This window comes from Bradyrhizobium sp. (genome assembly GCF_022844465.1).
Taxonomy (GTDB): domain Bacteria; phylum Pseudomonadota; class Alphaproteobacteria; order Rhizobiales; family Xanthobacteraceae; genus Bradyrhizobium.
Map to the genome: position 1 here is coordinate 23,473 of NZ_JALHLP010000008.1, position 12,709 is coordinate 36,181.

Genomic DNA, 12,709 nt, shown 5'->3' on the forward strand with positions numbered 1-12,709 from the left:
CGTATTCTAATCAGGGATCGCCGTCCAGAACCAGCGCCCGCTCGAGTTTTGCTCAGTTGATCAGGCGGCCATTCCGCGGAGGCAGGAACTGATCGTCGAAAATGTCCGAGGCCTGCGGCCGTTTTTGAAACTTGAAATCTTCTCCGACCTGATCGATCGAGCGCTCGAACCTCGCCGGATCGATTCCGCCGATGCCGTTGCGTCTTGCCTCCGCGGTCAGGATGTTGTCGCGGAGAATGCTGCGCAGGCGTTCCAGTTCGAGATCGCGCGAGCCGCCGTCCACGCGGTTCGCAATCTCGGCGGCGGCGCGTTCGGGATTCTTCGCGGCCAACTGCAGGCCGCCGATCGTCGCCCGCACGAATGCCTTGACCGCCTCGGGCTTGGTGGCCGCCAGCTCCGGATTGACGATGACGGCGAAACCGTAGGCCTCGCAGCCATAGTCGGCGAATTTCAGCACCGCCAGATCGTCGGCCGGCACGCCGCGGTCGCGCAGGTTGATGGCCGACAGATAGGAAAATCCGGTGACAGCGTCGACTTGGCCCGCCGACAGCATCGGCTCGCGCACCGCGGCACTGATGCTGCTCTGCTTCACGCTCCGGATCTTGATGCCGTTCTGCCGCGCTATCGCCGGCCATAGCCGGATCGTCAGGTCGCCTTCAGCGACGCCCAGCGTCTTACCTTCGATATCGGACAGCGACTGCACGCCCCGGCTCTTGCGCGCGATGATGGCGTACGGCGCCTTGTTGAACAGCACGAACACCGCCTTGATCCTGGGGTCGCCCTGCTTGTCGCGCGCCCGCATCAGCGCGTTGATATCGACCAGCGCGAAATCACTGGTGCCGGCGGCGACGCGGGCGATGGCATCCGCCGATCCGCCGGCGGTGCTGGTGGTGACCAACAGCGCCTCCGCGCCGAACAAGCCATGGGCGGCCGCCATCACGAAGGGTGCGGCCGCGGCGTCGATCGGCCGGTCAAGCGAAAACTGGATTGCGAGCGGCGGCCGCGGTTCGTTCGCGGCCAAAACGGGGTTCGCGCCAAAGCCTGCAATCGCGCCAAGCCCGGTCAGGCAGGCGATGACGGCGCAGAAGGCGTTGAACCTGATTGTACGCATGGCGCTTCACATCAACATCAGATGGAACAGGCTGCGTCGTCTGTGATGACGGTTTCGTGACACCATCGGCCGCAGGCCCGCGATCAGGCATTCTGCCTCATCCAGCCTGAACGGTCGATGACTGCCACGATTTCGCCAGAGATCGTTCAGCTGCCGTTGGGTTTCGGGAACCTAATGTCCGACCAGTGGTTAGCTGTCTCCTGGGCCTGTCAGGCCGGGCGACCACGGAGGATATCGGGATGTTCGCGCGAAAAGGTGTGTTTTCATCGATCGGCCGGGCCAGTGCCGTGATCACGGTGGCGGCGGTGGCGCTGACGGCAGCGGCGCCGTCGATGGCCTTCGCCGGTGGCTCGTCTTCCGCAAAGGTTGTATCGGCTTCGGTTGGGTCGAGCGCCGCAACGGATATTGGCGCCCAGCGCCGGCATTACCGCGGCGGCGGACACGGTGGCGCCGCGGCCGCGGCGGCGTTTGCTGGTATCGTTGGCGTCGGGATCGCGGTCGCTGCCTCCCAGAACCGCCGTCACCACTATTATGACAGCGGCTATGGTTACTACGACGCTCCACCGGCCTATTATGGTGGTGGCCCGGTCTATTACGGTAGCCCTGGCTACCACGGCGGCTATCATCGGTCGGGTGTGCCGCATTTTCGTGGGCATCCGCTCGCTGGCTGGTAATCGCTGATATCCTTATGGTTAACTGATGAATCCACCGGCCGGCCTGGCCGGTGGATTTTTTAACAATTGTGGCGCCGGCCGTTAACACGCCGGCGATGGCTTTACGCTAGGTTTGGCGAATGAGTGATTCGCTCGAACGGCTTCATCAGGCTGTTATCGCGGCCAAAGATCTCGATCCGGCCATTTCGCGCACGGCCCGGCTGTTTCAGCGCGGCCCATCCCGGATGGCGAGGAAGCTGGCCGAGGAAGCGATCGAAGTCGTGATCGACGCCGTGAATGGCAACGCCGACGCCGTGGTCCGCGAGAGTGCCGATCTGCTCTACAACCTGACCGTTCTATGGGTGGCGGCCGGCGTGAAGCCGCAGGACGTCTGGCGCGAGATGGAACGCCGCGAGGATCTGCTTGGTATCGCCGAGAAGATGCCCAAATCAGCGGCCAAGCTGGCGGTCAAAATGCAAGAATCCGTTGCGAAGAAGGTGGCGCCGGTCAATTCACGTACCGCCGTCGCAAGCTCGCCTGCGATCGGGCGACGAATTGTCGCGCTCGACGGCCGGGGCCTTCGCAAGCGGCACTGATTTGCCCGATTTCGCGCGTTTTCCGGCATGGACAAATCGGCGCCATGATGGTTCATGCGGCGATGCTGAAACGGACCTACGACTGGTTTATCAACGCGGCTGACAAGCCCTACGCGCTTTGGATCTTGGCGGCGGTGTCCTTCGCGGAAAGCTCTTTTTTCCCGATACCACCCGATGTCATGCTGCTGCCGATGTCGTTGGCACGGCCGAAGAAGGCATGGTGGTTCGCCACCGTATGCACGGTCGCGTCCGTCGCCGGCGGCGTGGTCGGTTATGCGATCGGCGCGCTGCTGTATGACTCGGTCGGGCACTGGCTCATCACCGTCTACGGGCTCAGCGACAAGGTCGAGACCTTCCGGGCGTCCTATGCCGAATGGGGCGCGGTGATCATCCTGTTGAAGGGGCTGACACCCATTCCCTACAAGCTCGTGACCATCACATCCGGATTCGCCGGCTACAATATCTGGCTCTTCATCCTGTGCTCGATCGTGGCGCGCGGCGGGCGCTTCTTCGTGGTCGCGGTTCTGCTCAACCGCTACGGCGATCCGATACGGGCGGAGCTGGAAAAACGGCTGGGCCTGTGGGTCGCGATCGGGGCCGTCGTTCTGGTGCTGGGCTTCGTCGCTGCGTTCAAGCTGATCTAGCGCCCGCTCCGGGCTGGCCGCAGCGCAGGGCACCGGCGCTATCGGGTTGGCTGGAAACCCGCCCGGCTCAAGAAAGCGCGCCAAATCAACATTGCAGCGCCGTTTCGATTCCATCGAAACGGAAAAAGCCCTAGGGTCGCGACATGCCCGATCGGACTTTCTATCGATTCAAGATATTCGGCATGCAGGTTGCGGTGAGCGGCCTTGTCTGGTCGATGCTGGTGATGGCGCCGGGTTCGGCCTGGCCGCAAACGTCGGCTCAGCCCGCGCCCGGCGTGCAGGCGCCGGCGCAACCCGCGCCGCAGCAGGCCGAACCGCCGGCCCCGCCGCGCGAGGAAAATCCGGGCCTCATCAACGAAATCGGCAAGCTGTGGGAGAAGTCAAAATCGCTGTTGCCGACGCTGAAAAGCCCGAGCGAGGCCATTGACGATCTCAACGCACGGGCAAAGGACGCCGGAGAAAGCCTGTCGAACATGGCCAAGCCTTCGATCATGGTGAGAGGCCGCATGGCTTGCCTGGTGGCGGCCAACGGCGCGCCCGATTGCAAGGCTGGCGCCGACCGGCTCTGCCAGAGCAAGGGCTACAAGGAAGGCAGCAGCCTCGACACCGACGCTGCCGAGAAATGCTCGCCGAAGGTGTACCTGCCGGGCCACAAGCGACAGCCGGGCGATTGCAAGACCGAAAACTACGTCACCCGCGCGCTGTGTCAGTAGCCAGCGTCAAAACGCAATACTTGACACTGGAAAGATTGCCTTGTTGGAATGACCGGCAACGCCGGGCAATGCGCTCTAATGAACTGAAGGATTGCTGCGAATGTCCATGCCTGCCTTGTTCAAGGGCCGCCTGTCGCTCCCCGTGATCGGCGCGCCGCTCTTCATCATCTCCGTGCCCGATCTCGTGATCGCGCAATGCAAGGCGGGTGTGGTCGGCTCGTTTCCGGCGCTGAATGCGCGTCCGCCGGCGCTGCTTGACGAGTGGCTGGCGCGGATCAAGGAAGAACTCGCCGCTTACGACAAGGCGCATCCCGAGCGGCCTTCGGCGCCGTTTGCGGTGAACCAGATCGTGCACCGGTCGAACAACCGGCTCGATCAGGATCTGGCGTTGTGCGAGAAGCACAAGGTGCCGATGATGATCACCTCGCTCGGCGCGCGCGAGGAGCTCAACCAGGCGGCGCATGGCTGGGGATGCCTCGTCTTCCATGACGTCATCAACCAGAAGTTCGCGCACAAGGCGGTCGAGAAGGGCGCCGACGGATTGATCCTGGTGTCGGCCGGCGCCGGCGGCCATGCCGGCGAGATTTCGCCGCTGGCATTCGTAGCGGAGACGCGGGCCTGGTTCGACGGGCCCATCGCGTTGTCGGGCGCGATCGCGAACGGCCGCGCGATCCGCGCGGCGCGGGTCCTGGGCGCCGACTTCGCCTATATCGGCTCCGCCTTCATCGCCACCACGGAAGCCAATGCGGTCGAGGGCTACAAGCAGATGATCACGGCCTCGGGCGCGGAAGACATCGTTTATTCAAATCTCTTCACCGGCGTCCACGGCAACTACCTGAAGCCGTCGATCGTTGCCGCCGGCATGGATCCCGACAATCTGCCGACTTCCGATCCTTCCAAGATGAGCTTCGGCACCGACGAATCCGGCGAGCGCGCCAAGCCGAAGGCCTGGAAGGAAATCTGGGGCAGCGGGCAGGGCATCGGCAGCCTCGCCAAGGTGGTGCCGGCGGCCGAACTGATCGCGCGTTTCAAGAAGGAATACGACGAGGCGGTCGACCCGCCGCTGTGAGAGCTCTCACGGCGCGTGCCATCGTCAACGCGGCGGAGGATTGATCGATGGTGGCAAGTGCGGATCTCGGCGGGCATGTCGCGCTGGTGACGGGCGCGTCCCGCGGCATCGGGGCGGCGATCGCGTTTGCCCTTGCCGAGGCCGGTTCCGCGGTCGCGGTCAATTATCGCGAGCGGGCCGACAGCGCCGAGGCCGTCGTCGCCGGCATCACGTCCATCGGCGGCCGCGCCGTAGCGGTCGCCGCCGATGTGTCGCGGGCCGCGGCCGTGACGGGCATGGTCGAACGGGTCGCCGCCACGCTCGGTCCAATCGACATTCTCGTCAACAATGCGGGTGTCGCCATCGTGCGCGGCGTCGACGACCTCACCGAGGACGATTTCGACCGCACCATCGCGGTCAATCTGAAATCGGCATTCCTGTGTACCCAGGCGGTGCTGCCGGCGATGCGGGCGCGCGGATGGGGCCGCATCGTCAACATCTCCTCGGGCGCGGCGCGCGGCGCCGGCGCCATTGGCGTCCACTACAACGCCTCAAAAGCCGGCATGGAGGGGCTGACGCGCGGCTACGCGGCGCGCCTCGTCAAGCAGGGCATCACCGTCAATGCGGTGGCGCCCTCGCTGATCGAGACCGACATGATGCGGGGGCGCACCGACCTGACCCGCAACATTCCGCTCGGCCGGATGGGGCAGGCCGACGAAGTCGCGCAAGCCGTGAAGATGGTGCTCGGCAATGGCTACATCACCGGGCAGACCATCATGCTCAATGGCGGCATGGCGTTCATCTGAGGGACGCCCCGTCCAGCCTCGACTCCCTGCCGCGGGCAAGGCAAGAAGCGGTCCCCTTCACCCGACAGGACCCCGCGCCCATGGAAGCCATCTTTCGCGTTGACGGCAAGGACGTCGTCACCAGTCCGCTTGCGGCGGGACCGTGGGACCCGCGCATGCAACACGGCTCGCCCCCGGCGGCGCTGGCGGTCTGGGTGGCGGAGAACATTCCTACCCCGGTTCCGATGCGGGTCGCGCGCGTAAGCGTCGATCTGATGCGCCCGGTTCCGGTGGCACCGCTGACAATCGAAAGCGAAGTCTTGCGGGAAGGGCGCAAGATCCAGCTTTGCGCCGTCAGGCTGTCAGCGGCAGGCGTCATCGTGGTCGCGGCCACCGTGCTGAAAATCAAGGCGCAGGCCAGCGAATTGCCGCCAGAGGCCGCGATACTGCCGGTCGAGCTTCCCGGCCCGGCCCAATCGCGCGTCGAGCCGGCCGACTTCTCGTCCAGTCCGTTCGTGACCGGGATGTCGCTGCGCGCCGCCCGCGGCAGGTTCGGCGTGCCGGGGCCCGGTGCGATCTGGTATCGCGTCGACCGGCCCATCGTCGAGGGCTCGCCGGTCTCGCAGCCGATGCGGGCGATGGCGGCGGCGGATTTCTGCAACGGCACCTCGGCGGTGCTGGATTTTCGCCACTGGACCTTTCTCAACGCCGACCTGACCGTGAACTTCGCCCGGGAGCCGGTCGGCGACTGGATCCTGGTCGACGCCGAGTCCTGGATCGGTCCTGATGGGGCGGGGCTGGCAATGGCAAGGCTCGCCGACGAGCGCGGTTATTTTGGCCGCGCCATCCAAACCCTGGTCATCGAAAAGCGTTGATCTGCGGGCCGCACGGCGAGCCGCGGTCGTCGCGACCGCGGCTGCCGGATCATTCGAGTTCGATCGGTTGAAAGCGACCGGCTTCGTCAAGCGCCGTGCCCCAGATCTTGTTCGATGCCTGGTGCTCGGCCCGGCCGAAGCCGAGCGTGGTACCAAGGCCGAGATCGAGATTTCGGGTATTCTCCAGCGTGTCGATCAGCTTTTCGGTGTCGAGCTGGGGCCCGGTCCGCTTCAACGCCTGGATCAGCACGTTGGCGGCGACATAGCCTTCGAGCGACACGTAGTCGGGCGCCTCGCCGGGGAAGAACTTGGCCAGCGCGTTCTTGTACTCCAGCACCGCCGACGAATAACCCGAGACCGCCGGGACGACCTGCGTCACGATGACCCCGCTAGCATAACGCGCGCCGAGCAGCTTCAACTCTTCCGCGAGCGCGGTAGAGCCGACGAACGAGACGTTGGTGTAGATCATGGTGGGATAGAGATCGCGGGTCTTCTCGATGAACTTCGCCGCGGCGCGATAGGTGGCGACCATCACGACCGCCCTGATCGGCGTCTTCTGCGCCTTCAACTGGTTGACGGCGTCTTCCACATCGACCGAATTCCGCTGGTAATTGAGGCGGAGGATCGTGCCGTCGTTGACGCCCATGGTGCGAAACGCCTTTGCCACCCCGGCGAATCCGGCGTCGCCGTACGAATCCTGCTGGGCAAATACCGCGATTTGCCGCGGCTGAATCCGGCGCATCTTGACGAGGTAGCGGACGACGGCGTCGGTTTCCTGCACGTAGCTGGCGCGATAGTTGAATACGTAGCGGTCCGGCGGATCGTTGCGCAGCAGGTTCGCTCCGGTGAAGGCGCCGAAGAACAGCATCTTGCGCTCGAGCGCGTAGGGAATCGCCACCGCCGCGGTCGGCGTCCCGACATTGCCGATGATGCCGAACACCTGATCTTTTTCATAAAGCTGCTTCATCGCATCGATGGTGCGCGTCGGCTCGTAGCCGTCGTCGGCGGCAAACAGCTTCAGCATCCGCCCGTCAATGCCGCCGGATTCGTTGACACGATTGAAAGCGGTCTCGATTCCGAGCTTCATTTGCCGTCCCAGCTCCCTGGCCGCGCCGGAAAACGGGGCTGCGATGCCGAACCGGATTTCCCGCTCGCTGATGCCGCGCGGGAAGGGACCGGTCGGGGTCGGCGGGACGGAAACCGCCGGCGCCGTTGCCGCGGTGGCTGCGGTCGCTGCCACAGCGGCGGACGGGCCAATGACGCTGGACAGGCTGGGCCCGGCAATCGAGCGTTCGAGGTCGGCGAGCTGACGGTCGGCGCGGCTGCAATCCATCCGTCCCAGCGTGACCGAGGCGCGGCCGTCGGTGACGCTCTTATCGAACACCTTGGTGAGGTCGGAGCGCTCCGCCTCGTTCGAGGAGGCTTCCCGGATCACTGCTGTAAACTTGTCGACGATGGTCTGGATGCGGGGGCGTGCGATGTCGCGGCAGGCCTGTGCCGATCCGATCACTGGTCCGACGCGAACGGCGAGGTCGCGCACGATATCGATGTCGCCGGCGCGGGCGCCGCCGGCCATGCCCAACAGCAGGGCGGCGGACAGCGCGGATAAGAGGGTGATCCGGTGCGACGTCATGGCATGCTCCTTGAGAACGGATTCGTGGCGCAACGGCTCTTGGCCATCGTCACGTCCTCCACTCAGTTTACTGGTTTGTACGCGGCGGTGCTGCTTGAGCCGGATCCTCGCGCCACTGCATGAACTTCTTGAGCAATTGCCCCGACGGCTCGGATGTTGCCGGACTGCCCGGCGGGGTGGCGGCGAGAATGGCCTGGAATTCACTGATAGCAGGTTTCGGAGTGGCTTCCTTGGACTGGAACAGGGCGGACTTGATTGTCTGCGCAACCCCCGACGTGGTCGCCGGCTCGCTCTCGCCCTGCCGCGAGCCCGGCACGACAATAACGAAGAAAAGAGCCACGACCGCCGAAACGCCGATGGCGGCGGCAAAGCGCGCCGCAACGCTCCACAACGCTCCTTTCGGCTCCGGTTCGGGTTCGCGCATCACCTCGGGATCAAGTGGGTGCCGCAGCGAGTCGGCTACGGCGCCTTCAAGCCGGGAATCGAACGACTCCGGCGAAAACGTCGTCGCGGGAGCGACCTCGCGCGAGGTGGCGGATCGGTCGCGCAACCAGCGGGGGGCGTAATAGAGGGGGTCGCGGGGGTTGAGATGATCTTGCTCGCTCACGCTACTCATACTCTTACTCCTCATGACCTGGCTTCATGACACATGGCTGAACGTTTGGCTGCTGAACGTCGAAACGTCCGCGCGCGCATCTGGCGGCTTCCGGCGAAATCGAAGCGGTACCGGGAGCCGGCCATGGCCGCCCCGACGCCGCGTTGCCTGGACCGTAATTCGGAATCTATACGAGCGGCGTGGCCGCTGTCGGCTACACTCATCTGCGAGATCGAATCTCGAGACCCCACGACCCCCATCGCCACCGCTGCCTTCCCCTCGGCAAATCTGCTGTTGCGAACCAATCGATGCCAGACGCCGATTCCGACAGCATCAATTAATTTTATTTTTGTTAATGATAGTGCGGCAAGACGAATTTAGGTCCAAAGTTTGACGAAAGTAAGTTGAGCGTTGCGGACTTCGCAGCTCGATCCAGCGCAAAGCAGCCGCTGGAAGCCCTCTTGCCGTATTTCTACCATTCCAGCGATCGAAACGCGCCGCAAATGCGACGGAATTGCTGCTTGCAGCTGCGGTTTTTGCCGCCGCCGTCGCGTCTCCGCGCATTAAGAACTCGTTAACCAAACTCGCTCACGGTTAACCATTCAATAAGAAAGGCGAGTTGATCACCATGGACGTCCGAGCGGATCCCACGCGTCAATTGGTCCGGCTGCGCGGCCGGTCCTATGTCGCGTTCGTGTTCAGCCCCGTCGTGCCGATCGTGGAGTGGCTCGCCGAAATCGACGCCACGCTGGCGCGCTCGCCGGGCTTTTTCGTCGGCAAGCCGATCGTGCTCGACCTCGCCGCCGTGGACTTGAGCGGTTCTGCCATCGCCCATCTCGTCGGCAGTCTCCAGCAGCGCAGCATTCGCGTGCTCGGCATCGAAGGGGTGGACGAGGATCGCCTGGCGGCGGACATGCCTCCATTGCTGACCGGCGGCCGGGCCTGCGTGATCACGCGAACCGAGCCGCCGCCAAAGGCGGGGCCCGCAGACAAACCGAAGCCGAACTCGCTGCTGCTCGAAAGCCCGGTGCGGTCGGGCCAATCGGTCGTCTTCACCGATGGCGACGTCACGGTGCTGGGCTCGGTCGGTTCGGGCGCCGAGATCGTCGCGGGCGGATCGATCCACGTCTATGGGACGTTGCGCGGTCGCGCGATGGCGGGCGTCAACGGCAACCCGGCGGCGCGGATCTATTGCCAGAAGATCGAGGCGGAACTGCTCGCCATCGACGGTTACTACCAGACCGCAGAAGAAATCGACGTGTCGCTCCGCAACCGGCCGGCCCAAGCCTGGCTGCAGGGCGACACCATGAAAATCACCCCGCTGAATTAACCCGCTAAGGAGAACACGAATGGCCAAGGTTCTGGTCGTTACATCCGGCAAGGGTGGCGTCGGAAAGACCACCTCCACCGCCGCGCTCGGCGCTGCGCTCGCACAGGGCGGGCAAAGCGTCGTGGTGGTCGATTTCGACGTCGGCCTGCGCAACCTCGACCTCGTGATGGGCGCCGAACGCCGCGTGGTGTTCGACCTCATCAATGTGGTGCAAGGCGTCGCCAAGCTCCCGCAGGCACTGATCCGCGACAAGCGCCTGGAGAATCTCTGGCTGCTTCCGGCTTCCCAGACCCGCGACAAGGACGCGCTGACCGATGAGGGCGTCGGCCGCGTGATCGCCGAGCTTTCGACGCGGTTCGACTGGATTCTGTGCGACAGTCCGGCCGGTATCGAGCGCGGCGCGACGCTGGCGATGCGTTACGCCGACCAGGCCGTCATCATCACCAATCCCGAAGTCTCCTCGGTGAGGGATTCCGACCGCATCATCGGCATGCTGGATTCGAAAACCGTCAAGGCGGAACGCGGCGAGCGCGTCGAAAAGCATGTCCTGATCACCCGCTACGATCCGGCGCGCGCGGCGCGCGGCGAGATGCTCGGCATCGACGACATCCTCGAAATTCTCGCGACTCCGCTGCTCGGAATCATTCCCGAGAGCCAGGACGTGCTGCGCGCCTCCAACGTCGGCTCCCCGGTGACGCTCAACAATGCCGAAAGCCCGCCGGCCCGAGCCTATTTCGACGCCGCCCGGCGGCTGCGGGGCGAGGAGGTCGCCATGGTGGTACCCTCCGAGCGCAAGGGCTTCATGGACCGGATCCTGGGACGGAGGGCCGCATGAGCATGAAGCTGCTGCGGCTGTTCGGCAGCCGCCAAGCCTCCGCGCCGGTCGCGCGGGAGCGGCTGCAGATCTTGCTGGCGCATGAGCGCGGGCTGCTGGGCCAGACCGACCTTCTGGTGACGCTGCGGGAGGAAATTCTTGCGGTCGTTTCCAGGCACGTGGTGCTGGATCCGGATAAGGTCATCGTCAAGCTGGAGCGGGGCAAGAACGTCTCGACGCTGGAAGTCGATATCGAAGTCCCCAACAGTTTCGACAAGTCGGTCGCGGCTGCCGACAGGCGCATGGCCGGCTGAGTGTTAATGCCGCCATCGCTCCGGCTCTATCCCACCATCCGCCCGCGGCCGGTCCAAAATCCCGCCTTCAGCACCTTCTTGTCGACCTTGCCGACGCCGGTCATCGGCAGCGCGTCGACGAACTTGATGTGCTTGGGCGCGTGCGCCGAGCCCTTCTTCGCCTTGACCAGGTTGATCAATTCGTCGGCGTCCGGCCTTGCGCCTTCGCGGGCCACGATCACCGCGGTAACGGCCTCGCCCCATTTGTCGTCGGGCACGCCGACCACGGCGACCATGGCGACATCGGCGTGCTGCGACAACACGTCTTCGACCTCGCGCGGAAAGATGTTGAAGCCACCGGAGACGATCATGTCCTTCTTGCGGTCGAGGATGAACATGTAGCCGCGCTCGTCCGATCGCGCGATGTCGCCGGTGTGCAGCCAGCCGCTCTTCAGCGTCTCGTCCGTTGTGTCCGGCCGTTTCCAGTATTCGGCCATCACATGCGTTGCGCGCACGCAGATCTCGCCGGCCTCGCCGGTTGCGACCTCGCGGTCGTCATTGTCCAGGATCTTGACCTGGCAGGCGGCGATCGGGAAGCCGCACGACAGGAACAGTTCCGGCGTGGCGGGGTCGTGGTCGGCCTTGCGCAGCACCGACACCGGGTAGCATTCGGTCTGGCCGTAAAGCTGCGAGAACACCGGCCCGATCCTCTCGATGCCTTCAACCAGTCGGCTCGGCGACATCGCGGAGGCGCCGTACAGCAGCAATTCGAGCGAGGTGAGGTCGGTCTTGTCGAGCGCGGGATGGTCGAGCATGACGTAGATCATCGTCGGCACGAACAGCGTGAAGTTGATGCGCTCGCGCTCGATGGTGTTGAACACCGCCTCGGGATCGAACCCCTTGAGCATATGCACGGTGCCGCCGCGCATCAGCGTCGGCAGAACCTTCGTCCCAGCGACGTGGCTGATCGGAGCGACCGTCAGGTAACGCGGGGTATCCGGAATCTCGAAATCGGCCAGGATCGCGTTGGCGAAGCCGCCATATTCGCGATGATAGCGCAGCGCGCCCTTTGATTTGCCGGTGGTGCCGCCGGTGTAGTTGAGGGTGGCGATGTCGTCGGGGCCGGCGAGGTTGCGCGCCGTGGCGCTGCCGGCGGCCTCGATCGCCCGCAGCAGATCGGCGCCGTAATCGGCCGGGCCCAGCGTGAACACGGTCTTGAGGCCTGATGCCCGCGCGGCGAGTTCGCCGCCGCGATCGCGGAACGTGACGCCGTCCACCACCAGCATCTGCGCTTCGGAATCCTCCAGCTGGAACAGCTGGTCATCCAGCGAAACCAGCGGATGCAGCCAGGTGATCGCCAGCTGCGAGAGCTGGGCGGCGACGCCCGCGCACCAGGCATCGGCGCGGTTGGCGGTCAGGAAGGCTGCGCGGGTGCCGGGCGCAAAGCCCGCTTGCATGAACACCGCCTGCATCCGCCCGATCATGTCGATGGCGCCCTGGTAGGTGATCGATCCGCCCGGCCAACTGAATGCGGTGCGTCCGGGATAACGCGCCAGCGCCCGCAAGGTCTGTTCGCACACGGCCGGAAACGCGTAGAGCGGATTGCTCATTCTGTCCTC

14 protein-coding genes are annotated in these 12,709 nt (G+C 64.8%); 10 read left to right on the forward strand and 4 right to left on the reverse strand.

Annotated features, from left to right (window positions below):
• Positions 1-52 precede the first annotated feature (52 nt).
• The gene (locus Q0D31_RS14525) at positions 53-1,111 is read right to left on the reverse strand and encodes an ABC transporter substrate-binding protein (protein WP_291852039.1); all 1,059 of its coding nucleotides are present in this window, start codon (positions 1,109-1,111) and stop codon (positions 53-55) included.
• Positions 1,112-1,350: 239 nt separating this feature from the next.
• Between Q0D31_RS14525 and Q0D31_RS14530 the strand changes: the two genes are divergently transcribed.
• The 7 genes from Q0D31_RS14530 (at position 1,351) to Q0D31_RS14560 (ending at position 6,425) form a co-directional block, all read left to right on the forward strand.
• Entirely contained in the window at positions 1,351-1,785 is a 435-nt protein-coding gene (locus tag Q0D31_RS14530) for a hypothetical protein (RefSeq protein WP_291852041.1), read from the forward strand.
• 119 nt (positions 1,786-1,904) lie between these two features.
• A complete protein-coding gene (gene hisE / locus Q0D31_RS14535; protein WP_291852044.1) occupies positions 1,905-2,360 on the forward strand; it encodes a phosphoribosyl-ATP diphosphatase in 456 nt (151 codons plus the stop codon).
• 62 nt (positions 2,361-2,422) lie between these two features.
• The gene (locus tag Q0D31_RS14540) at positions 2,423-3,004 is read left to right on the forward strand and encodes a YqaA family protein (protein ID WP_291852419.1); all 582 of its coding nucleotides are present in this window, start codon (positions 2,423-2,425) and stop codon (positions 3,002-3,004) included.
• 143 nt (positions 3,005-3,147) lie between these two features.
• The gene (locus Q0D31_RS14545) at positions 3,148-3,717 is read left to right on the forward strand and encodes a hypothetical protein (RefSeq protein WP_366518522.1); all 570 of its coding nucleotides are present in this window, start codon (positions 3,148-3,150) and stop codon (positions 3,715-3,717) included.
• Between the two features lie 100 nt (positions 3,718-3,817).
• Positions 3,818-4,786, forward strand: coding sequence for a nitronate monooxygenase family protein (locus Q0D31_RS14550; protein WP_291852046.1), 969 nt, complete (start codon positions 3,818-3,820; stop codon positions 4,784-4,786).
• A 47-nt stretch (positions 4,787-4,833) separates the two neighbouring features.
• Positions 4,834-5,571: an SDR family NAD(P)-dependent oxidoreductase gene (locus tag Q0D31_RS14555; protein ID WP_291852049.1), complete on the forward strand. Its 738-nt coding sequence runs from the start codon at positions 4,834-4,836 to the stop codon at positions 5,569-5,571.
• 80 nt (positions 5,572-5,651) lie between these two features.
• A complete protein-coding gene (locus Q0D31_RS14560) occupies positions 5,652-6,425 on the forward strand; it encodes a thioesterase family protein (RefSeq protein WP_291852056.1) in 774 nt (257 codons plus the stop codon).
• 49 nt (positions 6,426-6,474) lie between these two features.
• Here Q0D31_RS14560 and Q0D31_RS14565 read toward each other — a convergent pair whose 3' ends face one another.
• Complete coding sequence (locus tag Q0D31_RS14565) at positions 6,475-8,001, reverse strand: ABC transporter substrate-binding protein (protein WP_291852425.1); 1,527 nt, start codon at positions 7,999-8,001, stop codon at positions 6,475-6,477.
• 124 nt (positions 8,002-8,125) lie between these two features.
• Positions 8,126-8,674, reverse strand: coding sequence for a hypothetical protein (locus tag Q0D31_RS14570; RefSeq protein ID WP_291852059.1), 549 nt, complete (start codon positions 8,672-8,674; stop codon positions 8,126-8,128).
• A gap of 607 nt (positions 8,675-9,281) precedes the next feature.
• On the opposite strand from Q0D31_RS14570, the gene minC reads away from it, so the two are divergent.
• The 3 genes from minC to minE are packed head-to-tail and all read left to right on the forward strand — an operon-like array spanning position 9,282 to position 11,111.
• Positions 9,282-9,983, forward strand: coding sequence for a septum site-determining protein MinC (minC, locus tag Q0D31_RS14575; protein ID WP_291852061.1), 702 nt, complete (start codon positions 9,282-9,284; stop codon positions 9,981-9,983).
• Between the two features lie 19 nt (positions 9,984-10,002).
• The gene (minD, locus tag Q0D31_RS14580; RefSeq protein WP_291852063.1) at positions 10,003-10,818 is read left to right on the forward strand and encodes a septum site-determining protein MinD; all 816 of its coding nucleotides are present in this window, start codon (positions 10,003-10,005) and stop codon (positions 10,816-10,818) included.
• On the forward strand, positions 10,815-11,111 hold the full coding sequence (minE, locus tag Q0D31_RS14585; protein WP_291852066.1) for a cell division topological specificity factor MinE: 297 nt from the start codon (positions 10,815-10,817) through the stop codon (positions 11,109-11,111). Before minD ends, minE begins: the two co-directional genes overlap by 4 nt.
• A 26-nt stretch (positions 11,112-11,137) precedes the next feature.
• Here the strand turns inward: minE and Q0D31_RS14590 are convergent, their stop codons facing one another.
• Entirely contained in the window at positions 11,138-12,700 is a 1,563-nt protein-coding gene (locus Q0D31_RS14590) for an AMP-binding protein (RefSeq protein WP_291852069.1), read from the reverse strand.
• Positions 12,701-12,709: the final 9 nt, after the last annotated feature.

Bases quoted from the DNA above. Each gene is read 5' to 3' on its own strand.
- Q0D31_RS14525 (WP_291852039.1), bottom strand. From the start codon at position 1,111: ATGCGTACAATCAGGTTCAACGCCTTCTGCGCCGTCATCGCCTGCCTG.
- Q0D31_RS14530 (WP_291852041.1), top strand. From the start codon at position 1,351: ATGTTCGCGCGAAAAGGTGTGTTTTCATCGATCGGCCGGGCCAGTGCC.
- hisE (WP_291852044.1), top strand. From the start codon at position 1,905: ATGAGTGATTCGCTCGAACGGCTTCATCAGGCTGTTATCGCGGCCAAA.
- Q0D31_RS14540 (WP_291852419.1), top strand. From the start codon at position 2,423: ATGCTGAAACGGACCTACGACTGGTTTATCAACGCGGCTGACAAGCCC.
- Q0D31_RS14545 (WP_366518522.1), top strand. From the start codon at position 3,148: ATGCCCGATCGGACTTTCTATCGATTCAAGATATTCGGCATGCAGGTT.
- Q0D31_RS14550 (WP_291852046.1), top strand. From the start codon at position 3,818: ATGTCCATGCCTGCCTTGTTCAAGGGCCGCCTGTCGCTCCCCGTGATC.
- Q0D31_RS14555 (WP_291852049.1), top strand. From the start codon at position 4,834: ATGGTGGCAAGTGCGGATCTCGGCGGGCATGTCGCGCTGGTGACGGGC.
- Q0D31_RS14560 (WP_291852056.1), top strand. From the start codon at position 5,652: ATGGAAGCCATCTTTCGCGTTGACGGCAAGGACGTCGTCACCAGTCCG.
- Q0D31_RS14565 (WP_291852425.1), bottom strand. From the start codon at position 8,001: ATGGCCGGCGGCGCCCGCGCCGGCGACATCGATATCGTGCGCGACCTC.
- Q0D31_RS14570 (WP_291852059.1), bottom strand. From the start codon at position 8,674: ATGAGTAGCGTGAGCGAGCAAGATCATCTCAACCCCCGCGACCCCCTC.
- minC (WP_291852061.1), top strand. From the start codon at position 9,282: ATGGACGTCCGAGCGGATCCCACGCGTCAATTGGTCCGGCTGCGCGGC.
- minD (WP_291852063.1), top strand. From the start codon at position 10,003: ATGGCCAAGGTTCTGGTCGTTACATCCGGCAAGGGTGGCGTCGGAAAG.
- minE (WP_291852066.1), top strand. From the start codon at position 10,815: ATGAGCATGAAGCTGCTGCGGCTGTTCGGCAGCCGCCAAGCCTCCGCG.
- Q0D31_RS14590 (WP_291852069.1), bottom strand. From the start codon at position 12,700: ATGAGCAATCCGCTCTACGCGTTTCCGGCCGTGTGCGAACAGACCTTG.